Source organism: Halpernia sp. GG3 (assembly GCF_052976925.2).
This window is the reverse complement of the sequence record NZ_JBRIIR020000017.1, coordinates 353144-377242: the sequence shown is the minus strand read 5'-3', so window position 1 is coordinate 377242 and position 24099 is coordinate 353144. Positions and strand designations below refer to the sequence as shown.

The window sequence follows — 24099 nt, the reverse complement described above, 5'->3', positions numbered from 1 at the left end:
TTAGTAGTAAAATTTTCTGCAAATTTATAGTTAATCAACAATTCCTATATTAATCAAATATTAAATTTTTTTCCATTTTCACCGCCTTTAAACTCAAATCAATATTTTTTGCAGAATGTGTGAGCGCACCTGCAGAGATAAATGTAACACCAGTTTTTGCAATATCTTTCAAATCTTCCCTTAAAATTCCACCCGATGCTTCGGTTTCACATTTATTGCCCACAATTTTTACGGCTTTTTTCATCATTTCTACATCCATATTGTCAAGCATAATTCTGTCTGCTCCAGATTTTAAGGCTTCTGCAACTTCCTCCAGATTTCTGGTCTCAACCTCTATTTTTAATTTCAATTTTTTCTCCTGAACATAATCTTTAGCCATTTTTACGGCTTTCGTGATACTTCCGTTATAATCAATGTGATTGTCTTTCAGCATGATCATATCATAAAGCCCATATCTATGGTTAGTTCCACCGCCAATCGCAACGGCCCATTTTTCACAAATCCTGAAATTAGGCGTTGTTTTTCTGGTATCTAAAAGTTTCGTTTTTGTACCGATTAATCTGGAATTCCAATCGTGGGTCAAAGTTGCAATGCCGCTCATTCTTTGCATACAATTTAAAACCAAACGCTCCGTGGAAAGAATTGACCGTGCATTTCCTTTTATGATAAAGGCAATATCACCAACTTTTGCTTCTTCGCCGTCGTTAATAAAAACATTTATTTCTAAATTTTTATCAAAGGTTTTAAAAATAATCTGTGCCATTTCAACACCTGCCAAAATGCAATCTTCTTTCACCAAAAGTTGAGCGGTCTGCACCAAATTTTTTGGGATAGTTGATAAAGTGGAATGGTCACCATCCAAAATATCCTCTTCTAAGGCAGCTTTTATAAATGTTTTTAAATTTTTATCGCTTACGTATTTTGGTTTTTTGCTCATCTTTTTATATTATTTTTTTGAATTCGCGAATCTTACAGATTTCATTTATTTAATACTAAATATTTGTCGCTATTTCCTTATCATTTCTCGACCATTCACTCCAGGAACCAACGTAAAGATTTGGGATTTCTAAACCTGCATAATCTAAAGCTAGTAAAGTATTGCACGCAGTTACGCCAGAACCGCAATGAATTGCAATGTTTTCCAATGAAGTATTTTGAAATATTTTCTGGTATTTTTCCTTTAAAATTTCTTTGTCTTTTAAAGTGCCGTCTGCATTCATGTTTTCAGAAAACGGAATATTTATCGCTTCTGGAATATGTCCTGCAATTAAATCAATTGGTTCTTCTTTGCCATCATATCTTTCTTTTGAACGGACATCAATTACTTTAAACTCAGGGTTTTCAGAATTTTTCTCAATAAAATTAATATCAACTAAAGGTAATTTCCAATTTTTAATTTTTAGTTTCTCTGTCGTTAATTTGGATTCAGTAATGATAGTCGTAATTTTTAATCCTTCTTTCTCCGCCATTTGCAAACCGCCATCTAAAACTTGTATATTTTCAATTCCTGCCGCTTTCAACATCCACCAAAATCGCGGCGCGGCATTCGTAGAATTTTTATTGTCATATATAATAAGATGTGAATTTTCATCAATTCCCAAATTTTGTAAAACCTCAGCAAATTTTTCCAAACTTGGAAGTGGATGTCTTCCGCCGTTTTTAGGATCTTCTGAAACTTCTGCCAAGTCTCTATTTAAATCTACATAAAGTGCAGTTTCCAGATGTTTTTCTAAATAATCATCATAAGAAGTTCCGCCACTTCCAGCATCAACAATGATTAAATATTTCTGATTTAAAATTTTTGCTAATTCGTTTGCGGAAATTATTGGGGAAAATTTCATAGATTATTTTTTATAAATTTTATTTTTAGCATCATTTATCAATACTATTTAAACCAAATCCTTATTATAAAAAGCGCCTTTGTTTTCCTTCATCGCAATCGACTGAACGATAATTAGTTCCGCAATATTTACTAAATTCCGCAACTCGGAAAGTTTTGGGGAAAGCAAGGCGTAATTATAAAGTTCCTGCACGGCATCAGATATTTCTTTTTGTTTCTTTAAAGCGATTTCTAAACGCTCATTACTACGAACAATGCTTACCAGATCACTCATCATTTCTTGCAATTGTTTCCGCAGATAACTTACCAAAACCATTTCATCTAACAATTTCATACCTTCTTCGTTCCATTCCGGAATCGCTTTTAAATCGTCAAAATTAAATTGATTTTTATCTAAAAGTTTAACGGTTTTCATGGCCGCATTATGTCCAAAAACCAGACCTTCTAACAAAGAATTGGAAGCCAAACGATTCGCGCCGTGCAAACCAGAATTCGTGCATTCGCCCACGGCAAACAAATTTTGAATGGAAGATTGTCCGTCTTTATCAGTCTCAATTCCGCCGCAAAGATAATGACACGCCGGAACTACCGGAATCAGATCTTTAAAAGGATCAACGCCTTCATCCAGGCATTTTTTATAAATATTAGGAAAATGTTCTAGAAATTTTTCTTTGCTCATCTTCCGGCAGTCAAGTCCTACAAACTCATCACCCGTAATTTTCATTTCATTATCAATCGCCCTTGCCACGATATCTCGCGAGGCTAATTCTTCCCGCTTGTCATATTTTGCCATGAAAGGTTCTCCATTTTTCAAGCGCAATTTTGCACCATCGCCACGGACGGCTTCCGAAATTAAAAATAACATCCCATCGATTTTACTGTAAAGCGCCGTTGGATGAAACTGATAATACTGCATATTTGAAACCTTACCTTTTGCACGCGCCACAAAAGCAATTCCGTCACCCGTCGCTATAATTGGATTGGTCGTGTTTTTATAAACGTGACCTGCGCCGCCGGTTGCAACTAAAGTTATTTTCGCCGTGATTTTTTTGATTTTCTTAGATTTTTCATCTAAAATATAAGCGCCGTAACAATTGATATTTCCTTCATCTAGTTCTTTTCCAGGAACGTGGTGCTGCGTAATTAAATCAATCACGTAATGATACGGCAACATTTCGATGTTTTTTGAGTTGTTGACGGTTTCTAAAAGCGCGCGTTCTATTTCTGCGCCGGTAATATCTTTGTGGTGCACAATTCTGTTTTCCGTGTGACCGCCTTCTCTTCCGAGCATCAGTTCGCCATCTTTTTCGTCAAAATTTGTTCCCCAATCTACCAGTTCTTTAAAACGTTTCGGACCTTCTTCTACGACCATTTTTACAACAGAAAGATCATTTTCACCGTCGCCGGCGCGCATGGTGTCATCAATATGTTTTTGGAAAGTATCGTGATCCAGATCTGTAACAACCGCCAAACCGCCTTGCGCATATTTTGTATTGCTCTCATCTTCATCGGCTTTTGTGACGATAATGATTTTCGCTTCGGACATTTTTTCGGAAATTTTTATAGCGTAAGAAAGCCCGGAAATTCCGGAACCGATTACGAGAACGTCTGCTTTGATCATTTAGTTTAATTTTCTGTTGAAGTTGAATTGACTATTTTATTAACCGTTTTAAATGTCAATTTGTATTCTAATAAAGTTGTTAAAAATTGAATTAAAATTAGAATAAGAATGAATGAAACATCCCCGTTAAAATTATTTTTAAAAATTGTAAATCCTAAAAAAAGGAATAAAATTAAATATAAAAAGAAAATATATATTCCAGAAATTAGACTGTAGCGAACTTTTATCTTTTGAAAATTACTTTTGTCGATTTTTAAAATTAATCTTGGTAAAATATTTTCGAAAGGATATTTAATCCTTGTTGCCTCAAAATATTTATCATTTTCATTAGCAAAAAAGTATTTGTCCGTAATTTTTTGATAGCCTGAATTACTCGCAAATTCGATCATCTTACCTTTCCTAATCGAATACTCTCTTAAAAAGTTCTCAATTGATTGACTACTTGATGATTTTAAATCTATTTTTTTAATTACAAGCATACGTTAAACAGGGATTTTACTCGAAATTTCTTTCAAAATGATAAATTAATTTAAATTACATTTTAAAAAGCCTTGTCAAGTTTCAAAACCCTTAACAAGGCTAAACTAAATACCAACCAAATTTAAACAAATTTTCAGTTAAAATAATCCGCCATCTTTCTGTTTTTCAAAATAATCATCAATTTTCAGAATTTCACTTTTTGATGCTTTTACCGCGATCTGATCGCAAATTTCATTTTGTGGATGTCCTGCGTGACCTTTTATCCAATGAAATGCAACGGTGTGTTTTTTAATTAAAGGCAATAATCTTTGCCACAGATCTGGATTTTTTTTATTTTTAAAACCAATTTTCACCCAGTTTTGCAACCATTTTTTGTTGATGGCTTCAGAAACATATTTGCTGTCAGTGAAAATGTGAACGTCTTCTTCTGGATTTTTCAATTGTTCTAAAGCCACAATTACCGCTAACAGTTCCATTCTGTTATTGGTCGTTAAACGGAAACCTTGGGCGAAATTTTTAGAAAAATTTTTCTCAGCGACTTCCATTACAATACCGAAACCACCTTTACCAGGATTTCCACTGCAAGCGCCGTCTGTATAAATATCAATTCTCAAGTTTTTTTATTTAAGTAGTTTTCTCTAGCAAATTAAGCAGATTTTTTATCAATCTGCGTCATCTGCTAAATCTGCGAGAAGTAAAAATCCTAATTATTTTTTGAGAAAATTTAGAATGGCATTCCGTCATCGTTATCATTCATTGCTGAACCTGAAACATTTGGTTTTTTTGGAAGATCAAACGCGGCGCCTGGATCAATGGTTGTTCTGAGTTTTTCAAAACCTGACATTTCTTTATTTTTATCGGATGTTTGATAATCATTTGCGCCGCCATATAAATTGAGGTCTGCAAACTTGGCTATATTTTTATAAAAAGACATGCGAACTTCAGATGTTGCACCATTTCTATGTTTGGCGATAATTAATTCTGCCTGATTGTCTGTGCTTGTTTGTTCGCCTTCTGGATCATTATCCCAAACGCCAATCTTATAATATTCTGGACGGAAAATAAAGGAAACAATATCTGCGTCTTGCTCAATGGCACCAGATTCACGCAAATCTGAAAGTTGTGGTCTCTTTCCAGGTCGAGTTTCTACACTTCTAGAAAGTTGCGAAAGCGCAACTACCGGAACATTTAATTCTTTTGCGATGGCTTTTAAAGAGCGGGAGATCATTGCAATTTCCTGTTCACGATTTCCACCACCACCGCCTTTTCCAGAATTTGCGGTCATTAATTGTAAATAATCTACCATTATTATTTTTACACCGTGTTGCATTACCAATCTGCGGCATTTTGCACGGAAATCAAAAACAGAAAGTGAAGGTGTTTCATCAATAAACAAGGGTGCGTTTTCCAATTCAGAAACATTTCTAAATAAAATTTCCCATTCTTCATCGCTCATTTGTCCTTTTCGTAATTTCTCGGAAGAAATACCAGTTTCAGAAGCAATCATTCTAGTAATCAATTGAACTGAAGCCATTTCTAAAGAAAATAATGCCAATGGGATTTTATGTTCTACGGCAATATTTCTTGCCATTGACAATAAAAAAGCAGTTTTTCCCATGGCAGGACGCGCTGCAATAATAATTAGATCTGAATTTTGCCAACCGCCAGTTTCTTTGTCAATTCCAGAAAAACCAGATGGAATCCCAGAAATTCCTTCTTTGTCACGAAGTAATTTTATTTTCTCTATTGCTTCTTTCACCAATGAATTAGCGGTATCAAAGCCTTTTTTAATGGTTCCGTTGGTAATATCAAAGAAAGACTGTTCTGCTTTATCTAATAATTCAAAAACATCGGTCGTTTCTTTATAAGAAGAGTCAATCACATTTGCGGAAACATTAATTAGCGAACGTAAAATGAATTTTTCTAAAACGATTCTAATGTGGTATTCAATGTGCGCGGAAGAACTTACGGCTAAAGTTAAATCTATTATGTAATTATCTCCGCCAGCAGAACTTAGACGTTCGGTTTTTTTTAATTCCTGAATAACAGTCATTAAATCTACGGGTGCATTATCTTCAAATAAAGAAGTAATTACGGTAAATATTTCCTGATGACGCGGATCGTAAAAAACATCTGCTTTTAAAAGATCAATTCCATAATCCAGACCTTTCCTATCAATCAAGAAAGAACCAAGAACTAATTTTTCAAATTCAATCGCATTTGGCGGCATTTTTCCGTCTGAAATCGATAATTCTTTTGCGAAATTCCCATGAATTAATGAGGAAAGTGTTTCTTTCTGAGCCATTCAACAAAGATAAAATAATAAAACTTTTAAGGAAAATTACTAACTAACATTCTTTTAAAATAGTTATTAAATTATTGATTATCATTGCTTTAAAAAATATTTAATGTTAGTAAGTTGAAAAAAAGCAAACCAGAAATTCTAGCCCCGATTGACTCATCTATTTTATTTTTTTAATTGAATCGTCGAAACTCGCTTCTCGTTTTGGAACGGCATCCTTTTTTGGTGCGATCGAAGCGAGCCCCAAAAAAGATATAGTGGAAAGCGGGCGTAAGATTGGAAAAGCACATAACTTTCTTGCTCCCAAAATCTCTAATATTCCATTTTACGCAATTTCGGAAAAGCGCCGGCGACGAAAAGGGAAATTGCCACCGTCATAACACCACCGAGAACCACGGAACGCACCACGCCGAGTAATTTTGCAGCAACGCCACTTTCAAATTGACCCATTTCATTGCTGGACATTATGAAAATAGAATTTACACTCAAAACGCGTCCCCGAATATGATCTGGTGTTTTTAACTGCACGATGGTGCCGCGAATTACGACAGAAATTCCATCTACCATACCGCTTAACATTAAAAAAGCAAAAGACAAAAAATACCAAGTTGACAAACCAAAACCGATAATGCACAAACCAAAAGCAGCAACGGCGACAAGCAGAATTTTACCTTGATTTTTACGCAAAGGAACGAGCGCCAAAAAGACAATAATACACATTGAACCAATATCTGAGGCGGCATTTAGAAAACCAAAACCTTCTGCACCGACTTTTAAAATATCGCTCGCATAAACTGGGATCATAGCAACGGCGCCACCAAATAAAACGGCGAACATATCCAAAGATATGGCGCCTAAAATCACTTTTGTTTTGTAAATAAAATGGATGCCTTCACGCATACTTTCCCAAACTCGCACTTCTTTTTTATTATGTTCTGACTCTTGCGGATTGACTTTCCAAAAGAAAAAACTGGCAAACGTAACGAGTGCGACAATGACCACGATGGTCCATTTTATAGTGATGAAACTAATTAAAAGTCCGCCAACTGCATGTCCACAAACTGCTGCGGTGAGAAATGTGGCTTGGTTTAAAGTAATTGCGCTCGGTAAATTTTCTTTTTTTACGATTTTAGGAATCATGGAAGGGACGATCGGACCAATAAAAGCACGCGCAATTCCGGTAAAAAATATAACGCTGTAAATATAATAAGTGGTTTGATGTCCTGTAAAACCTAAATCTATAAAGGCGGGAATTAAAAGTAAAGCAATTAAAATGACATAACTGTAATTACAAATAAGCAGCAGCCTTTTTTTTTCGTTCATATCAATTACGTGTCCCGCATAAAGTGCCGTGGAAACCGCGGGAACAACTTCTGAAAGACCAATTAAACCGATAGAAAGTGGATCTTTTGTTAACTGATAAACCCACCAACCTAAAAGCGTTGCCAACATTCTGAAAGCAAAAATTAGTACAAATCTGCCAGAGAGAAGGTTTCGGAATTCAGTATTCCTGAGGATACGAAGTGGTTCCAGTGAAATCATTTGGCAAAAATAAACTTAATAGAGTATAAAAATTGAACTTATTAAATTTATTTAAAATCAAAAAAACGTTGAATCCATTTAACGGTGTTCTAAACAAATTAATTTTAATAAAAAAACCACACTAAAAAGTGTGGTTAATTCGTTCCAAAAGAAAATATTATTTGGTTTTAGAAGCTTCAACAGAAACTTTTCTAAATTCTTTAAACATTTTGCTTAATTCTAAAGCAGATTTTCTAGCTCTAGTTCCGGCTGCTTTATTGCCTTTTTCTGATTGTTGAGTTGATTCGTTTGTAAATGCTTCAAATTCTGCATTGATTTTTCCGATTAGTTCTTTCATAATAAATATTAAATTGTTATATATTGAAGCAAATATAGCATTTTAGAGCGATTTACAAAGGTTTTTAAAAAAAATATTGAATTTTATAAAAAAAATTTATAAATGCTTTGCATAATCAGGGATTTTTAAAATAAAAAAAACGCTTATAATCAATCGATTATAAGCGTTTAAAGTACCTCGGACGGGACTTGAACCCGTACATCCTTACGGACACAGGATTTTAAGTCCTGCGTGTCTACCAATTCCACCACCAAGGCAAAAAGTGGAGCGAAAAACGGGACTCGAACCCGCGACCCCGACCTTGGCAAGGTCGTGCTCTACCAGCTGAGCTATTTTCGCGTTTTATTTTCAAAAAAATGGTGCGGATGAAGGGACTCGAACCCACACACCTCACGGCACCAGATCCTAAGTCTGGCGTGTCTACCAATTCCACCACATCCGCCTTAAAATGAACTTCTTTTCTTTTTTTGTGAGTGCAAATATAAAGCGTTTTATTTTTTGCACCAACTTTTTCTAAAGAAAAAATAAAAAAATAATTTTAGCTGACTATTTTTTTTAATTAAAATCATTTTTATTACTTTTACATCATACAAAACAAGAACATGGATTTACAAGGTACAATTAAAAAAATAACTGATTTACAGACTTTTAACAGCGGTTTTCAGAAAAGAGAAATGATTCTGATGACGGAAGAGCAATATCCGCAACCAATTAGTATAGAATTTCTTCAGGACAAAGCAGATTTAGCAAGTCAGTTCAGTGAAGGTGAAAGAGTGAAGGTTGGGATCAATATTAGAGGGAGAGAATGGACTTCCCCAGACAATGTGGTGAAATATTTTAACTCAATCGTTGGATGGAGAGTAGAAAAACTAGATGCCAATTCTGCCGAACCAACTTCTGCAACACCAAGTTCAACACCAACTCCTTCTACCGCAAATGCAACAGATGTTTTCGCTGAAGATGAAGATGATCTACCTTTCTAAAATTAATAAATAATTGATATTTTTAAATCCTGCTCTTTTGGTGCAGGATTTGATTTTTAAAAGAGAATGTTCTTATTAAATTCAAAAGAAATTTCTTTTCCAAATCCAGAATTTTATGATTCTGAAGATGGTTTATTGGCAATTGGTGGTGACCTTTCGCCGGAAAGATTAAAGCACGCCTACGAAATCGGACTTTTTCCCTGGTTTAATGAACGTGAGGCAATTCTTTGGTGGTGCCCAGATCCACGATTTGTATTATTCCCTCATAAATTGAAAATTTCTAAATCGATGCGGAAAATTTTAAATAAACAAGAATTTCAGTTTACGGAAAATAAATGCTTCAGAGAAGTTTTAGTAAAATGCCAAAAAATTGAGAGAAAAGATCAAGACGGAACCTGGCTTTCAGATTCTTTAATAGATTCTTTAGCAGAACTTAACTCGCAAAACATTGCACAAAGTATAGAAGTTTGGCAGAACGAAAAGTTAGTTGGGGGGTTTTATGGCTTGAAGATCGGCAAGGTTTTTTGTGGTGAAAGCATGTTTTCTGAAGTTTCAAATGCCTCTAAAGCTGGCTTTATAAATTTTGTTTCAAATAATAAAAAAAAATTCGAATTGATTGATTGCCAAATTCACTCTGACCATTTAGAAAGTTTAGGTGCAGAAATGATTTCTAAACAAGCGTATTTAAAAATTTTAAATAAACAAAATGAAGCCTGAAAAAGAAAAGTGGATTTTATTAATTGTGCTTTCCTTGATCTGGGGCTCGTCTTTCATTTTGATTAAAAAATCTTTGGAACATTTCAATCCTTTTGAAGTCGGTGCTTTACGGGTTTTAATTGCAGGTATTATTCTTTTGCCTTATGCCATTTTAAAAATTAAATTATTTCCAAAAAAATTACTGAAATGGCTCATTTTAGCCGCTGTCACGGGAAACTTCATTCCCATGTTTCTTTTTCCGATCGCCGAAACGAAAGTTTCCAGTAGCATTGCTGGAATTATCAATTCTATGATGCCAATTTTTATCATCATTATCGGACTTTTAATCTGGAAATTTGAAACTACAAAACGACAGCTAATTGGCGTTGCGATAAGTTTTACAGGAACTTGTATTCTGACTTTTGCAACGGGCGAAACGGGTGGTTTCAAACTCTGGCCTATTTTACTTTTATTAGTGGCGACCTTATGTTACGCGATTAGTATGACGACGGTAAAAGCGAAACTTCAAATTATTCCTGCTAAAGTTTTATCAGCCTTTGTCTTTTCAATTATTTTGATATTACCTTCTTTGATCGCTTTGGTTTTCGCGGGATTTTTTCAAGAATTTTCTTTTGATAGAAGTCATTACGAAGGTTTAGGATTTGTTTCACTTTTATCAATTTTCGGGACCGGATTAGCGATGATGCTTAATTATCGTTTAATGAATATTTCTACACCTCTGTTTGCATCAACAGTTACATTATTGATGCCTATTGTTGCAGTAATGTGGGGGATTTTAGACGGTGAAAAATTAACTGCGTTTCAGTTTATCGGAGGGTTAATAATTATTAGCGGACTAATATTTTTAAGAGCAAAAAAAATGAAAACTGAATTGAACGAAAATTAGTAAATTATTAAATAGTGATTTCATTTAAAAAGCGATTTATTACTCAAAACGTTATTTTCTACTGCATAATTATTTCATAAATTAGCACCATGTTTATACAAGACTATATTTCAAAGGATTTTCCAGCGTTTGATATTAACGATTCTATCGAAAATGCCGCGGAAATGGCAAAAGAATTCTCTTATTCACACGTTTTTGTGACCAGAAATAATACTTTTTTAGGAGCAATTAGCCACGCATTTTTGGAAGAAAGTCCCGAAGGAAGTTTGCAAACTTTAGAGATTCATTTTGAACGATTTGGTGTTTTAGAGGACGGACATTTATTAGATACAATTAAACTTTTTCATATTTTTAATTCTAATCTCGTTCCTGTCATAGATAAAGAGGAGCGGTATTTAGGTTATATTTCCTGTGATGATATTTTTAATGAATTTTCGAAATATCCTTTGTTTTCAGAAAACGGTGCGGTTATAATCGTTCAAAAAAACGCCCGCGATTATTCTTTTAGTGAAATTTCAAAAATTGTAGAAGAAAACAATGCAAAAATATTTGGTAGTTTCATTAGTGCCGTTGAGGGTGATGATGTACAAATTACTTTGAAAATCAGCAGTGAAAATCTCAGTTCAATTGATGAAACCTTCGAAAGATACGGGTACGAGGTTGTTGTAAAACATTATGACGATGAAAAAGAAGAACTTCTAAAAGCACGTTTTGGCTTTTTTCAAAAATATTTAGAATTTTAAATTATGAAATATCATTATTCAATGTCCAAAATAAATGAAATGCTTTCAGTGTTCCATCTGACAAATAAAAACATTAAAATTATCAGATGAAAGCTGCCATTTATTCACAAAAAAAAGATCTCGATACTTTTCTTTATTTAAGTAAATTTATATCAGAACTTAAAAAGAAAAATGTAGAAGTGACGCTGCATGACATGATGGTGGAAAGTCTTAATTTTTCCAAAGATTTCCAAACCTATTCTAATAAAAAAAATCTAAGAGACCAAAACGTAGACTTATTTTTTAGTTTTGGCGGCGACGGAACCATTCTTAATGCCTTGATTTTTATTGAAGATTTAGAAATTCCTATTGTTGGTGTAAACACTGGCAGACTCGGTTTTCTTTCAAGTTTTACAAAAGAGGAAGTTTTTAATGAATTAGATTCAATATTAGCACAAAATTATGTTTTGAGTTACCGCTCGGTAATAGAAATTGTGGCTCCAAATTCGGGTATATTTTTTCCTTATGCTATAAATGACATTAGTATTTCCCGCAAGGAAACGACTGCAATGATCACCGTACAATCTTTTTTAAATGATGAATTTCTAAATGTTTTTTGGGGCGATGGCCTAATCATTTCCACGCCAACTGGTTCCACTGCGTATAATTTAAGTTGCGGCGGTCCAATAATTTCACCTGAAAATAATGTTTTCGTAATTACGCCCATAGCGCCGCATAATTTAAATGTGAGACCTTTGGTGGTAAATGATAATGTAGAAATAAAATTGAAAATTGAAAGTCGTGTGCCGCAATATACGCTTTCGATGGATTCCAGACTATGCCACATGAATACCAATATTGAAATTATATTAAGGAAAGCGTCTTTTCAAATTGCTTTGGTACAGCCAAATAATTTAAGTTTCTATGAAACTATCCGTCAAAAATTACTTTGGGGAAATGATAAACGAAATTGATTTATTAAAATTATTTTAATTGACAAAACCACTCTTCTTTCAAAAAATCGTAGACTTCTATACCTTCTATTGAGTTAAAAGTATGCAGCCCCAAATAATTCTTTGGAGGAAAAATACTTTCCGAAATTTCTTCAGTATAAAGTTGGGTTGTTATTTCTATTATTTCATTGATCACTATATTAGCTACGTAAGTTTCCCTACAATTTTGAGAAGGCCTGTACATTTTATTGTTCTTAATAAAAATATTCCCTGCATTTTCTTCCAAAAAAACATTTTAACTAAAATTTAGATCAGATTAATATTTAAAATTTAAATACATTTTTTCAGGACTAAAAAATTTATGCATTATATTAAGTTTAAATAAATCATTAACTTTACCGTACTTTTCAAACAAAATTTTTTAAAAACATATTATGAGCAGAAAGTTTCCGGCCGGAGTTGCCACAGGTGAATTAGTATCAGACATTTTTCAATATGCAAAAGAAAATAAATTTGCTTTACCCGCGTGTAACGTCATCGGCTCTAGCAACGTGAATGCTGCTATGGAAGCTGCTGTGAAAGCGAATGCGCCATTGATCATTCAGTTTTCAAATGGTGGTTCTGTCTTTAATGCCGGAAAAGGTTTAAGCAATGAAAACCAGCAAGCTGCAATTTTAGGGGCAATTGCGGGCGCAAAACACATTCATACATTAGCAGAAGCATATGGGGCAACCATCATATTACATACGGATCATTGTGCAAAAAAATTATTGACTTGGATTGACGGTTTAATGGATGCAAACGAAATTTATTTCAAACAATATGGCAAATCGCTTTACTCGTCTCATATGCTGGATTTATCCGAAGAGCCATTAGAAGAAAACATGGATATTTCCTGTAAATATTTTGAAAGAATGGCGAAGATTGGGATGACTTTAGAAATTGAATTAGGAATTACAGGAGGTGAAGAAGATGGCGTGGACAATTCCGACGTAGATTCTTCAAAACTTTATACGCAGCCCGATGAAGTTTCTTACTGCTATGAAAGATTAAAACAAGTTTCACCAAACTTTACAATTGCAGCGGCTTTTGGTAATGTTCACGGTGTTTATAAACCAGGAAATGTAAAATTGACACCGAAAATTTTAGATAATTCTCAGAAATACGTTCAGGAAAAATTTGGAACAAAATCAAATCCTATTAATTTTGTTTTCCACGGAGGTTCCGGTTCAACTCAGGCAGAAATTAAAGAAGCAATTGGATATGGCGTAATAAAAATGAATATCGATACCGATTTGCAATTTGCTTACACAGAAGGTATTAGAGATTACATGATTTCAAAACAGGAATATTTACAATCTCAAGTAGGAAATCCTGACGGAGCGGAAATTCCTAATAAGAAATATTATGATCCAAGAGTTTGGGTGAGAAAAGGTGAAGAAACCTTTATTATAAGATTAACTGAGGCGTTTGAAGATTTAAACAATATAGACACACTATAAAACTTGTAAAAAGTACGATGTATAAAGTAGATTTAACTTTGTACATTTTACTTTATACATTAAAAACAATAAAGAATGGCATTCGACTGGTTTAAAAGAAAAGCTAAAAATATCACGACTTCTACGGAAGATAAAAAAGATGTACCGCAAGGTCTTTGGCACAAAACACCGACGGGTAAAACTATTGAATATGAGGAACTTAAAAGAAATAATTACGTTTCCCCAGAAGATAATTTTCACGTAAGAATTGGAAGCAGAGAATATTTTGATATGCTTTTTGACGGCGCAAAATTTAAAGAATTAAACGCCGATGTTGAAAGTATCGATATGTTGAAATTTGTTGATACAAAATCCTATACAGACCGTCTTAAAGAAGTAAAAGCCAAAACAAAATTGACCGATTCGATTAGAAATGCAGTTGGTGAAGTGAACGGAGTAAAAATGGTAATTTCCTGTATGGATTTTGCCTTTATTGGTGGTTCACTAGGCTCTGTAATGGGAGAAAAAATCCGAAGAGCGGTAGATTACTGTATTGAAAAAAGATTGCCTTACATGATTATTTCTCAGTCAGGCGGCGCGAGAATGCAGGAAGCAACATATTCTTTGATGCAATTGGCGAAAGTTCAATCGAAATTAGCGCAATTATCAGAAGAAGGTTTGCTTTATATCGCGTATTTATGTGATCCCACTTTTGGCGGAATTACTGCTTCTTTCGCAATGACTGCAGACATCATTATGGCAGAACCTGGCGCATTAATCGGTTTTGCTGGCCCGCGTGTGATTCGTGAAACAATTGGTAAAGATTTACCGGAAGGTTTTCAAACCTCAGAATTTTTACAGGAAAGAGGCTTTGTAGATTTTATCGTTAAAAGAACAAACATTAGAGAAAAAGTATCACAAACCGTTCGACTTTTAACGAATGCATAAAATATAAAATTCACATTAATTTATTGATAATCTCTCTTTTACCGGAGAGATTTCTTTTATGAGAACTTTTAAAATATTAATTAACTCATTACGGTCTCTAACTTTTGAGAAAATCTGGAAACTGATTCGTTTGTTTCTAAGAAATCCCTTATTTACACTAATCTCTTTTTACGCGACCCTTAAAACTTTTAATATTGCTAAAAAGGAATATCCAAAAACAAACTCTAATAACGGCGCGGGAAATGCCTTTCGCCATGCACTTTGGTGCTGCTTGATAATGATGTATTGCTGCAAAATTTCTTCACCGAAAAAGTCTTTAATTTTCTGTAAAAAAATGACGGATTTACATGAAGAACTTTTTCCAAATAAACCATTAGAGACGAAAATGGATCTTAATAACAATAAATTCGGGATGGATTTTTTCATGGGAATGCTTACGGAAGTTCACCGACAGTTTTTTGAAACTTCTTTTTTTATTGAAAAATTAAAAGAAAAAACTGCTGAGGCTAAAGTTTTAAAAGATCTAAATCATAACTTTGAAGGAAACTTAGTTTATTTGGAAGATTAAAAGATTTTTTTTAATACTTAACTAAATATACCCGTTGTAATCCCAGCTGATTTTAATCTATTCATCGCTTAATCCAGTTGTTTAGAAAACTCTATTTAAATTAAATTATGAAACTAAAATTTATATTCCTTCTCTTCTCAGCTACTTTATTTGCTCAAAGTCAATATCTTACACCATTTGAAAAAGGAAACGGAAATCAATCTGCAACCTATCCTGAAGTCGTAAAATATTATGAAAATCTTGAGAAAATTTTTGATAAAATAAAAGTCATTGATTTGGGTTCTACAGACGCAAATGAACCTTTACGATTAGTCCTGTTTAATCCAGACAAAGTTTTTAATCCTAAATTTTTTACAAATAAAGCGGTAATTTTTATTAATAATGGTATTCATCCAGGCGAACCAGACGGTATCGATGCCACAATGATGATGATGCGCGATTATGCAACAGGTAAATTAAAAGCGCCAGAAAATACAATAATTGCTGCCATCGAAGTTTACAATATTGGTGGAATGCTTAATCGTGGCAGTTTTTCACGAGCCAATCAAAATGGTCCCGAAGAATATGGTTTTCGTGGAAATGCTAGAAATTTAGATTTAAACAGGGATTTTATAAAAACAGATTCTAAAAATTCTGATAGTTTTCAAAAGATATTTCAAACCTTAAATCCGGATGTTTTCATCGATAATCATGTGAGTGATGGCGCGGATTACCAATACACTTTGACCTATATTCTAACTAATAAAGAGCGTCTGGGAAATGTGCTTGGAAATTTTTATCACGGCGAAATGAATGATTGGATCGTGACAGATTTAAAAAAGAAAAATATCGACCCAATTCCTTATGTAGAAGTCGAAGGGGAAAGCCCTGAAAAAGGTTTTACACAATTTATGGATTCGCCCAGATATTCCACAGGCTACACTTCTTTATTTAATACCATCGGAACTATTCCTGAAACGCACATGCTAAAACCCTGCAAAGACCGCGTGAAAGTGACCTATGAAAACATGCTCAGTTACATCACTTATCTTGACCAAAACTATTTGAAAATAAAACAACTAAGACAAAAAAACCTCGAGCAATATTTGCCGAAAAAATTTTACGCTATTCAATTTGCAATTGATTCTACGAAATTTAAAACAATAGATTTCAAAGGCTTTCAAGACGGTATGAAACCGAGCGCAATTTCAGGATTTCCGCGATTATTTTACGACCGCACAAAACCTTACACTAAAAAAATTCCTTATTACAACGCTTATAAATCAACAAAAAATATTGTAATTCCAAGTTATTATGTGATTCCTCAGTCTGAATGGCAAATAGTAAAAAATTTAAAAAGAAATCAGATTCAATTTATTGAGTTAAAAAATGACAGTTTAATTACAGTGCAATCTTATAAAATTAAAGATTACAAAACCGTTCCTAAAGCATACGAAGGTCACTATTTACACTTCAACACCGAGGTTTCCACGACAACAGAAAAAGTTCAGTTTAGAAAAGGCGATTATTTAATTCCTTTAAAACAAAAAGGTGTAAAATATTTGCTTGAAACTTTAGAACCCGAGGCCGTTGATTCTTTCTTTAATTGGAATTATTTTGATTCATTTTTAGGACAAAAAGAATATTTTTCTGCTTATGTTTTTGAAGATACCGCTGGAAAATTGTTAAAAGAAAACTCTACTTTAAAAGAAAATTTCGAGAAGAAAAAAGCCGAAGATGCTGCATTTGCAAAAGATGGAAAAACCCAACTGGATTGGATTTACCGCAACTCAAAATATTTTGAAAAGTCTTTAAATCAATATCCAATTTATAGAATTCCTTAAAATATTTTACTTAAAAAAATACCTTATTTTTACCTAAATTTTTTGAATGGTTTTAAGCAAAATTTGGAGCGCCTTTATCATCGTGGCTATTTTTGTAGCGGGTATAAAATATGTTTCATCTAATAATTATGGCAGTATTTTCAATGATATGGTCGTTGGAAAAGGCAGCGATACTATTCAAATCGCCACTAAAAAATCTGCAGAACTTTCGCCATTTATTTTAAATAATTTAAACAAAACCCCCAATTTTGCCGTCGGCAGAATTCATTACAAAAACAACCCTGAAAAAGCCGAAGTTCAAGTTTATAGAATTCAGGAAACCGACGGTGTGATTGGAACGAGCCAAGTTGCAGTGAATATTTGCCTTGGTTTAATCGGTATTATGACACTCTTTATGGGTTTTATGGCGATTGCCGAAAGAGCTGGCGGGATTAATCTTTTAAGTAGAATGATTCAGCCATTTTTTTCAAAATTATTCCCAGAAATTCCGAAAAATCATCCTGCTTTCGGACATATGTTATTGAATTTCAGCGCTAATCTTTTAGGTTTAGATAATGCAGCGACGCCTTTTGGTTTAAAAGCAATGGAAAGTTTACAAACTTTAAATCCCGACAAAGAGCGCGCGAGTAATTCGCAAATCATGTTCCTCTGTTTGCACGCAGGCGGAATGACTTTAATTCCAGTTTCAATCATCGCAATTCGTGCTTCAATGCATTCTGTGACGCCAACTGATATTTTTCTGCCTTGTATGATGGCAACTTTTGCGGCAACTTTAGCGGCGATGATCGTTGTGTCAATCCATCAAAAAATAAATTTATTTCAACCAGTTGTGATTGCTTATGTTGGTGGAATTTCTGCATTGATAGGATTATTGGTCGTTTATTTGGTAAGATTAAATAAAGAAGATCTTGATAATTTCAGTAAAGTTTTAAGCAGCGGAATTATATTGTTGATTTTTATAGCCATCGTTTTGGGCGCACTTTATAAAAAAATAAATGTTTTCGATGCCTTTATTGACGGCGCAAAAGAAGGTTTTTGGGTTTCTGTAAAAATTATTCCTTATTTAGTTGGAATGTTGATCGCGATTTCATTGTTAAGAACTTCCGGCGTTTTTGATGTCATAATTGACGGCATGAAATATCTCGCAAACCTCGCAAACCTCGACACACGATTCGTTGACGGACTTCCAACGGCTTTGATAAAACCACTTTCAGGTTCTGGCGCGCGTGGAATGATGGTTGATACCATGACAACTTTCGGTCCTGACAGTTTTCAGGGAAAATTATCAGCCATTTTACAGGGAAGTTCCGATACTACTTTTTATGTGATCGCCGTTTATTTTGGTGCGGTCGGAATTAAAAACACAAGATATGCAGTTACTGCGATGCTTTTGGCAGATCTGGTTGGCGTTATTGTGTCGGTAATTTTGGCTTATTTGTTTTTTGCATAATTAAATTAAAAAATTTTAAATTAAAAATATAATATAAATGATTCAAGATAAAGACTTTACGCTGCGCTTGGTGCGTCAACTTTCAACTTCTTTGGAAAAATTACTTTTGGGGAAACCTGAAGAAAGTTTAATGGAAAAAGAGCTGGATTTTGATGTTGCCTTACGCGATATTTTTAAAATGGATTTCAAAACATATGCAGAAATTTCTACAGATGAAATGAAACAAATGGTTTTTGATCTAGAAGACCGCAATCATGTGGATTATTTTCTATTGATCGGGAATTTATTTTATTACCAATGGAAGGAAAATAAAAATGAAAATTACCAGCAAAAAGCAATTATGGGTTATGAAAATTATCTGCAGAAAAGTGGCGTTTTCGCTTTGCCAATCATTACCAGAATTGGCGAACTAAAGAAGGTTTAATTTAATGGAAGATTTACATGTGCTACTTTCTGAGAAGAAAATTGAACTGCAAAAAATAAAGAAAAAGCAAAGTCTCTTAGGTTGGTTTCGAGTGGTAACTTTTCTTGCGCTTACCTACTTTTTATTGCAATATTATATTTTTGAAAGTGGCTTAAAAATTCATTTATACCTTGGGATTTTCTTCGTTTTTTTATTTTTTGCTTTAGGTTTTTTATTGGTCAATGTAAAGCAGCAGTTATTATTTATCAAAAATTATCTGCATATTGGGAATCAAATCATTACGAAAACAGAATTTGAAACAGGTTTAAATCTTGATGAAAATATTGATGATCACGCCTTTGCAAAAGACTTAGATATTTTAGGGAAAAATTCCTTGTTTTCAAATTTAAGTTACTGTGAAAGTAATTTAGGAAAAAATAAATTAAAAGATTTTCTTCTAAATTTAAATTTAGAAAAAGACAAAATTGTTTTGCAACAAAAATCAATTCAAGAGTTGTCTAAAAAAATAAAATGGAATATTCATTTTTTGACCTTGGCGAAAAACCTTGACATAAAAGGCAATATAAACCATCCTGAATTCAAAGAAGCTGTTTTTGAAAATCAACCTTTGGCAAAAGTTGCCGTAATTCTGGTTCCGATTATTACCTTCGGCGTTATAATTTCTTTATTTTTCATTACAACTTCGGGCCTTTATTTAACTTTAATTTTTGCTGGAATTCTAGTAGTATCTCAATTTACTTTAACCCATTATAAGAAAAATTTTGAGCAAATTTCCGGAAATCTGGAATTTAATTCTACACAATATGAACAGTTTTTATCTCTATTTTCGCTCATTGAGAATGAAAATTTCGAACAGAAATTAAATGTCCATCTACAAAGTAAATTTATTTCTGGAAAAAGTAATTCTTCAAGGAAAGAGATTGAAAAGCTTTCACGTTTACTGAGAAATTATGAAAGTGGATTCAGTAATATTGGTGTTATCCTAAATAATTTTTTTCTGTGGAAACTCTATTTTGCGATAAAAATTGAGAAACAAATTAAAAATATTGAGCATGATCTGCCACAATGGTTTGAAGCCTTCGCAGAATTGGAGGCATTAATTTCCTTGGGGATTTTTAGTTTTAAAAACCCACATTATATTTTTCCGGAAATTTCAATTTCAGGAGAAAAGTTAGATGTAAAAAAATTAATTCATCCATTATTATTTCAAAAAGAGGTAGTATCTAATAATTTTGAAATTTCACAAAACACAGAAATATCAATTATTACTGGTGCAAATATGACTGGAAAAAGTACTTTCCTGCGTGCAATTGGAACGAATTTAATTCTTGCAATGATTGGTTGTCCGGTTGCGGCAGAAAAATTCAGTTTTATTCCTATGAATTTATTTACTTCCATGCGAACAAGCGATTCTTTGAGCGATGGCACTTCTTACTTTAACGCGGAAATTTTAAGATTGAGAGGTTTGATAGAAAATTTAGAAAAAAGTACTCCACAGTTTATCATTTTAGATGAGATTCTAAAAGGCACCAACTCACAGGACAAACTTACTGGTTCAGAATTATTTTTAGAAAAATTAATGAAATCTTCTACTCTTTTTTCATGTCTCATTGCAACACACGATTTAGAATTAACCAAAATTGAAGACAAATTTCCGCAAAAAATTAGAAATTATTGTTTTGAACTTCAAAATGAAAATGGTGAATTACTTACAGATTATAAACTTCAAAACGGTGTAACGAAAAGCATGAATGCTATTTATTTAATGAGGAAATTTGGGATAATTGACGGATAATTTCAGTTCATAAATTTTAATTAGTGTAACATTTTATAAATAAAGTCAACTTATTCTCTAAGACTATTCATGAAATAACTATGATTAAAATTGCTAAATAGTTGTAATTTTTCCTTAGGTTGTTGCATTTGATCTAAAAAATATAAAAAAATTCAAATGAAAAAATTCATTCTATTTTCTCTTTTTATTTCTTCAAGTTTTGCTTTTGCGCAAAAACAATGGACTTTACAAGAGTGTGTGAATTATGCGTTGCAAAATAACTTACAAATTTTACAAAGTGGTTTAACAAAAAATAATCAGGACTTAAATTTAAAGGCTGCAAAACGCCAGTATTTACCTGGTGTCTCTGCAGCAGTTGCAAATAATGGTAATTTTGGACAAGGACAGGATGTTTTTGGTACTATTCGCAGGAATGATAATTTTAATAATAATGTGAATATTGGCGCAAATATTTTGCTTTTTAATTATGGCCGGTTAGAAAAGCAGATCAGAAAAACTGAGTTTGATGTGCAAGCCACTCAGTTTGATACGGAAACTATTAAAAATGATATTTCTTTACAAATTGCACAGCAATACTTATCAATTTTGTTAAACAAAGAAATTGTAAAAATTTCACAAAGCAGTTTGCAAAATGCACAAAAAGTATATGACCGTGCGAAAATAACTACTGATGTTGGAACAACGGCTAAAACAGTACTTGCTGAAGCAGACGCGTCACTTGCAAGAGAAAAACAAAATGTAAATACAGCAGAAATCAATACGAAAAGAAGTTTATTTGCACTTGCTCAACTTTTACAATTGCCAGATTATAAAACTTTTGAGATTGTAAATGTCCCTGTCGATAATCAACTGGACGCGCCACTTTTTTCTGCCGAAAATATTTTAGATAAAGCAACAAAAGATCGACCGGAAATAAAGGCCGCTGAAAGTAGAATTTCTTCGGCTGTAGCTGAAACAGAAGTTACAAAAACTGCGTTTTGGCCTGCAATTTCTGCAACAGCTGGATTTGGGACCTTCTATTACAATTCTTTGTCTAACACGAATGGAGGACTAGTTCAGCAAAGTGCTTTTAATCAATATTCAAATAATTTTGGACAGCAAATAGGGCTTACGGCAAATATTCCTGTTTTTAACAAGGGAATAACTAGAATTCAGGTTGAGCAGTCTAAAATAAATGAAGATGTTGCGAGAAATAATTTGGAACAGCAAAAACAAACTGTGAAACAGAATGTACAAAAGGCTCAGTTTGACGCGGAAAGCAATTACGAAAGTTTTCTTTCAGCGACACAAGCAGAAAAGAGCAGTGCTTTAGCTTTAGACTTTGCACAGAAAAGTTTTGATGCGGGATTAACTACAATCTATGATTTAAGCAACGCTCGAAACAATTCTGCAAATGCGCAAGGATCTGTCGCACAAGCAAAATACAATTATCTTTTCAGCTTAAAGCTTTTAAATTTCTACGCTGGGATTCCTTTAAGTTTATAAATGTCCAACCAAATTTTACAAAATTATTTACCCGATTCCGCATTTCCTTATTTAAAAATTTGGTTTGCGTCGCATCAGGTCCACTTGCATATTTCGCGCTCCCGCAACAGTAAATTAGGAGATTATCAAAGGTTAAATGATGGTTCGCATAAAATCACTATCAATCACAATCTTCAGCCTGAATTATTTTTCTTTGTCTTAACCCATGAACTGGCGCATTTAATTGCATTTTATAATTTTAAAACCAAACGAATTGCACCACACGGATCAGAATGGAAATCCACTTTTCGTGAAATGCTACTGGAAAGTTTAAACGCTTATTCAGAAGAATTAAAGCCACATATCATACAATTTTCAAAGTCGCCAAAAGCCAACTTCATGGCAAGTGGACCGATAGTAAAATTTTTTCATAAAAACGATTTATCTGGTGATGAGACTTTTATAGAGTCTTTAGAAGTAGGAGATTCTTTTTTTTATAAGAAGCATATTTATGCAATTCGACAGAAACTTAAAAAGAATTATCTTTGTGAAAATCTTACTAACGGTAAAAAATACATCTTTAAACCGCTAGCGAAAGTAGAAAAAATCAAAAATTGTAATGGAAGTTAAAAATCAATATTGTGTCATAATGGCTGGTGGAATTGGTAGTCGTTTTTGGCCAATGAGTACCCAAAAAAACCCAAAACAGTTTCAGGATATTTTGGGAACCGGTAGAACGATGATTCAACAGACATTTGACCGCATTAGTAAATTAATTCCGGTCGAAAATATTTTTATAATTACTAATAAAGAATATGTCGAAATAAGCAGCCAACAACTTCCAGAAGTATCAAAAGAAAACATCGTAGGTGAACCTATGATGAAAAATACGGCAGCCTGCAATCTTTTAATGGTTAATAAAATAGAGGATAAAAATCCTGAAGCAAATATCATAATTTTACCTGCAGATCATTTAATTTTAAAAGAGGATGTTTTTTTAGAAAAAGTGAAAAAGGCATTTGCGCTTACAGAAAAAAACGATTATCTAGTTACCCTCGGCATCAAGCCAACCCGTCCCGACACCGGTTACGGTTATATTCAGTTTATGGATAAAAAGGATGAAACCTATTTTAAAGTTAAAACATTTACTGAAAAGCCAGATTTAGAGATTGCAAAAACTTTTATAGAGTCGGGTGATTTTCTTTGGAATGCCGGAATTTTTATCTGGAATGTGAAAAGTATTAAAAAAGCTTTTAACGATTTAATGCCGGAAATGACTCAGCAATTTTCGGAATGTGAATATAACAATGACGGAGAAAATGCCTGTATTGAGAGGATTTATCCAAAGGTAAATAAAATTTCAATCGACAATGGTATTCTGGAAAAGGCAAAAAACGTCTATGTAATACCTGCAGATTTAGGCTGGAGTGATTTAGGAACCTGGTCTTCAGTTTACGAAAATTCAGAAAAAGATGAGAATCAAAATGCCTTTAAATCAAAACATATTTTAACCTACAATTCTAAGGGAAGTATTATCAAATTAAAGAATAATAATAAAGCTGCTATCGTGGATGGTTTAGAAAATTACATTATTATAGATACTGAAAAAGCACTTTTAATTTGCCCAAAAGAGAACGATCAACTTATAAAAGATTACGTTTTGGAACTAAAAAACTTTAAAAAGGGAGAAAAATTTATGTAAGTTATCTTTGTTTGAAACTTTACAATTTGTCTTTTTATCAATAATTCCACAATTTTTCCTT

Annotated in this window: 24 protein-coding genes and 3 tRNA genes; 15 read left to right on the top strand and 12 right to left on the bottom strand. The window is 33.2% G+C overall.

Translation table 11 applies throughout. The features are described 5' to 3' along the window. Positions 1-49 precede the first annotated feature (49 nt). From nadC to ACVBED_RS11165, 11 genes are all read right to left on the bottom strand, one after another. Positions 50-937, bottom strand: a complete 888-nt coding sequence (gene nadC / locus ACVBED_RS11215; protein WP_473095014.1) for a carboxylating nicotinate-nucleotide diphosphorylase — start codon at positions 935-937, stop codon at positions 50-52. A 55-nt stretch (positions 938-992) separates the two neighbouring features. After that, on the bottom strand, positions 993-1841 hold the full coding sequence (locus ACVBED_RS11210) for a sulfurtransferase (protein WP_473095013.1): 849 nt from the start codon (positions 1839-1841) through the stop codon (positions 993-995). A 48-nt stretch (positions 1842-1889) separates the two neighbouring features. Continuing rightward, entirely contained in the window at positions 1890-3461 is a 1572-nt protein-coding gene (gene nadB, locus ACVBED_RS11205; RefSeq protein WP_447120355.1) for an L-aspartate oxidase, read from the bottom strand. A 5-nt stretch (positions 3462-3466) separates the two neighbouring features. Further along, positions 3467-3940 carry a hypothetical protein gene (locus ACVBED_RS11200; RefSeq protein WP_447120354.1) on the bottom strand — a complete coding sequence of 158 codons (474 nt, stop codon included), beginning with the start codon at positions 3938-3940 and terminating at the stop codon, positions 3467-3469. A 138-nt stretch (positions 3941-4078) separates the two neighbouring features. After that, positions 4079-4555: a ribonuclease HI gene (gene rnhA, locus ACVBED_RS11195; RefSeq protein ID WP_447120353.1), complete on the bottom strand. Its 477-nt coding sequence runs from the start codon at positions 4553-4555 to the stop codon at positions 4079-4081. Between the two features lie 110 nt (positions 4556-4665). Continuing rightward, complete coding sequence (gene dnaB, locus ACVBED_RS11190) at positions 4666-6246, bottom strand: replicative DNA helicase (RefSeq protein WP_447120352.1); 1581 nt, start codon at positions 6244-6246, stop codon at positions 4666-4668. Positions 6247-6555: 309 nt separating this feature from the next. After that, positions 6556-7785 (bottom strand): MFS transporter, encoded by a 1230-nt coding sequence (locus ACVBED_RS11185; RefSeq protein WP_473095012.1) that lies wholly within the window; start codon positions 7783-7785, stop codon positions 6556-6558. A gap of 157 nt (positions 7786-7942) precedes the next feature. Further along, complete coding sequence (locus ACVBED_RS11180) at positions 7943-8122, bottom strand: histone H1 (protein ID WP_447120351.1); 180 nt, start codon at positions 8120-8122, stop codon at positions 7943-7945. A gap of 173 nt (positions 8123-8295) precedes the next feature. Next, positions 8296-8379 (bottom strand) — tRNA-Leu (locus ACVBED_RS11175). Positions 8380-8385: 6 nt separating this feature from the next. Next, positions 8386-8461, bottom strand: a tRNA-Gly gene (locus ACVBED_RS11170). A gap of 18 nt (positions 8462-8479) precedes the next feature. Continuing rightward, positions 8480-8564: transfer RNA gene (locus tag ACVBED_RS11165), tRNA-Leu, on the bottom strand. Between the two features lie 160 nt (positions 8565-8724). Here ACVBED_RS11165 and ACVBED_RS11160 point away from each other — a divergent pair. The 5 genes from ACVBED_RS11160 (at position 8725) to ACVBED_RS11140 (ending at position 12404) form a co-directional block, all read left to right on the top strand. After that, positions 8725-9105: a DUF3127 domain-containing protein gene (locus ACVBED_RS11160; RefSeq protein WP_447120350.1), complete on the top strand. Its 381-nt coding sequence runs from the start codon at positions 8725-8727 to the stop codon at positions 9103-9105. A gap of 66 nt (positions 9106-9171) precedes the next feature. After that, a complete protein-coding gene (aat, locus tag ACVBED_RS11155) occupies positions 9172-9822 on the top strand; it encodes a leucyl/phenylalanyl-tRNA--protein transferase (RefSeq protein ID WP_447120349.1) in 651 nt (216 codons plus the stop codon). Then, on the top strand, positions 9812-10708 hold the full coding sequence (locus ACVBED_RS11150) for a DMT family transporter (RefSeq protein ID WP_447120348.1): 897 nt from the start codon (positions 9812-9814) through the stop codon (positions 10706-10708). The genes aat and ACVBED_RS11150 overlap by 11 nt, the downstream gene beginning before the upstream one ends. Before the next feature lie 89 nt (positions 10709-10797). Then, entirely contained in the window at positions 10798-11451 is a 654-nt protein-coding gene (locus tag ACVBED_RS11145; RefSeq protein ID WP_447120347.1) for a CBS domain-containing protein, read from the top strand. 86 nt (positions 11452-11537) lie between these two features. After that, complete coding sequence (locus ACVBED_RS11140) at positions 11538-12404, top strand: NAD kinase (RefSeq protein ID WP_447120346.1); 867 nt, start codon at positions 11538-11540, stop codon at positions 12402-12404. Between the two features lie 10 nt (positions 12405-12414). Here the strand turns inward: ACVBED_RS11140 and ACVBED_RS11135 are convergent, their stop codons facing one another. Continuing rightward, positions 12415-12669: a hypothetical protein gene (locus tag ACVBED_RS11135; protein WP_447120345.1), complete on the bottom strand. Its 255-nt coding sequence runs from the start codon at positions 12667-12669 to the stop codon at positions 12415-12417. A 148-nt stretch (positions 12670-12817) separates the two neighbouring features. Between ACVBED_RS11135 and fbaA the strand changes: the two genes are divergently transcribed. The 10 genes from fbaA (at position 12818) to ACVBED_RS11085 (ending at position 24038) form a co-directional block, all read left to right on the top strand. Further along, a complete protein-coding gene (gene fbaA, locus ACVBED_RS11130) occupies positions 12818-13885 on the top strand; it encodes a class II fructose-bisphosphate aldolase (protein ID WP_447120344.1) in 1068 nt (355 codons plus the stop codon). 75 nt (positions 13886-13960) lie between these two features. Next, the gene (gene accD / locus ACVBED_RS11125; protein ID WP_447120343.1) at positions 13961-14812 is read left to right on the top strand and encodes an acetyl-CoA carboxylase, carboxyltransferase subunit beta; all 852 of its coding nucleotides are present in this window, start codon (positions 13961-13963) and stop codon (positions 14810-14812) included. 58 nt (positions 14813-14870) lie between these two features. Next, entirely contained in the window at positions 14871-15380 is a 510-nt protein-coding gene (locus ACVBED_RS11120) for a DUF6973 domain-containing protein (RefSeq protein ID WP_447120342.1), read from the top strand. Positions 15381-15487: 107 nt separating this feature from the next. Continuing rightward, positions 15488-17203, top strand: a complete 1716-nt coding sequence (locus tag ACVBED_RS11115; protein WP_447120341.1) for a M14 family metallopeptidase — start codon at positions 15488-15490, stop codon at positions 17201-17203. Between the two features lie 46 nt (positions 17204-17249). Continuing rightward, positions 17250-18653, top strand: coding sequence for a nucleoside recognition domain-containing protein (locus ACVBED_RS11110; RefSeq protein ID WP_447120340.1), 1404 nt, complete (start codon positions 17250-17252; stop codon positions 18651-18653). Positions 18654-18690: 37 nt separating this feature from the next. Continuing rightward, entirely contained in the window at positions 18691-19077 is a 387-nt protein-coding gene (locus tag ACVBED_RS11105; protein WP_447120339.1) for a hypothetical protein, read from the top strand. Positions 19078-19081: 4 nt separating this feature from the next. Beyond that, positions 19082-20872 (top strand): MutS-related protein, encoded by a 1791-nt coding sequence (locus tag ACVBED_RS11100; protein WP_447120338.1) that lies wholly within the window; start codon positions 19082-19084, stop codon positions 20870-20872. Positions 20873-21028: 156 nt separating this feature from the next. Further along, positions 21029-22357, top strand: coding sequence for a TolC family protein (locus tag ACVBED_RS11095; protein ID WP_447120337.1), 1329 nt, complete (start codon positions 21029-21031; stop codon positions 22355-22357). Continuing rightward, complete coding sequence (locus ACVBED_RS11090) at positions 22358-22966, top strand: SprT-like domain-containing protein (protein ID WP_447120336.1); 609 nt, start codon at positions 22358-22360, stop codon at positions 22964-22966. Then, a complete protein-coding gene (locus ACVBED_RS11085; RefSeq protein ID WP_447120335.1) occupies positions 22956-24038 on the top strand; it encodes a mannose-1-phosphate guanylyltransferase in 1083 nt (360 codons plus the stop codon). The genes ACVBED_RS11090 and ACVBED_RS11085 overlap by 11 nt, the downstream gene beginning before the upstream one ends. Positions 24039-24099: the final 61 nt, after the last annotated feature.

What these genes read in the sequence shown, in the direction of transcription:
- nadC (WP_473095014.1), bottom strand. Translation starts at nt 937, where the DNA reads ATGAGCAAAAAACCAAAATACGTAAGCGATAAAAATTTAAAAACATTT.
- ACVBED_RS11210 (WP_473095013.1), bottom strand. Translation starts at nt 1,841, where the DNA reads ATGAAATTTTCCCCAATAATTTCCGCAAACGAATTAGCAAAAATTTTA.
- nadB (WP_447120355.1), bottom strand. Translation starts at nt 3,461, where the DNA reads ATGATCAAAGCAGACGTTCTCGTAATCGGTTCCGGAATTTCCGGGCTT.
- ACVBED_RS11200 (WP_447120354.1), bottom strand. Translation starts at nt 3,940, where the DNA reads ATGCTTGTAATTAAAAAAATAGATTTAAAATCATCAAGTAGTCAATCA.
- dnaB (WP_447120352.1), bottom strand. Translation starts at nt 6,246, where the DNA reads ATGGCTCAGAAAGAAACACTTTCCTCATTAATTCATGGGAATTTCGCA.
- ACVBED_RS11185 (WP_473095012.1), bottom strand. Translation starts at nt 7,785, where the DNA reads ATGATTTCACTGGAACCACTTCGTATCCTCAGGAATACTGAATTCCGA.
- ACVBED_RS11180 (WP_447120351.1), bottom strand. Translation starts at nt 8,122, where the DNA reads ATGAAAGAACTAATCGGAAAAATCAATGCAGAATTTGAAGCATTTACA.
- ACVBED_RS11160 (WP_447120350.1), top strand. Translation starts at nt 8,725, where the DNA reads ATGGATTTACAAGGTACAATTAAAAAAATAACTGATTTACAGACTTTT.
- aat (WP_447120349.1), top strand. Translation starts at nt 9,172, where the DNA reads ATGTTCTTATTAAATTCAAAAGAAATTTCTTTTCCAAATCCAGAATTT.
- ACVBED_RS11150 (WP_447120348.1), top strand. Translation starts at nt 9,812, where the DNA reads ATGAAGCCTGAAAAAGAAAAGTGGATTTTATTAATTGTGCTTTCCTTG.
- ACVBED_RS11145 (WP_447120347.1), top strand. Translation starts at nt 10,798, where the DNA reads ATGTTTATACAAGACTATATTTCAAAGGATTTTCCAGCGTTTGATATT.
- ACVBED_RS11140 (WP_447120346.1), top strand. Translation starts at nt 11,538, where the DNA reads ATGAAAGCTGCCATTTATTCACAAAAAAAAGATCTCGATACTTTTCTT.
- fbaA (WP_447120344.1), top strand. Translation starts at nt 12,818, where the DNA reads ATGAGCAGAAAGTTTCCGGCCGGAGTTGCCACAGGTGAATTAGTATCA.
- accD (WP_447120343.1), top strand. Translation starts at nt 13,961, where the DNA reads ATGGCATTCGACTGGTTTAAAAGAAAAGCTAAAAATATCACGACTTCT.
- ACVBED_RS11120 (WP_447120342.1), top strand. Translation starts at nt 14,871, where the DNA reads ATGAGAACTTTTAAAATATTAATTAACTCATTACGGTCTCTAACTTTT.
- ACVBED_RS11115 (WP_447120341.1), top strand. Translation starts at nt 15,488, where the DNA reads ATGAAACTAAAATTTATATTCCTTCTCTTCTCAGCTACTTTATTTGCT.
- ACVBED_RS11110 (WP_447120340.1), top strand. Translation starts at nt 17,250, where the DNA reads ATGGTTTTAAGCAAAATTTGGAGCGCCTTTATCATCGTGGCTATTTTT.
- ACVBED_RS11105 (WP_447120339.1), top strand. Translation starts at nt 18,691, where the DNA reads ATGATTCAAGATAAAGACTTTACGCTGCGCTTGGTGCGTCAACTTTCA.
- ACVBED_RS11100 (WP_447120338.1), top strand. Translation starts at nt 19,082, where the DNA reads ATGGAAGATTTACATGTGCTACTTTCTGAGAAGAAAATTGAACTGCAA.
- ACVBED_RS11095 (WP_447120337.1), top strand. Translation starts at nt 21,029, where the DNA reads ATGAAAAAATTCATTCTATTTTCTCTTTTTATTTCTTCAAGTTTTGCT.
- ACVBED_RS11090 (WP_447120336.1), top strand. Translation starts at nt 22,358, where the DNA reads ATGTCCAACCAAATTTTACAAAATTATTTACCCGATTCCGCATTTCCT.
- ACVBED_RS11085 (WP_447120335.1), top strand. Translation starts at nt 22,956, where the DNA reads ATGGAAGTTAAAAATCAATATTGTGTCATAATGGCTGGTGGAATTGGT.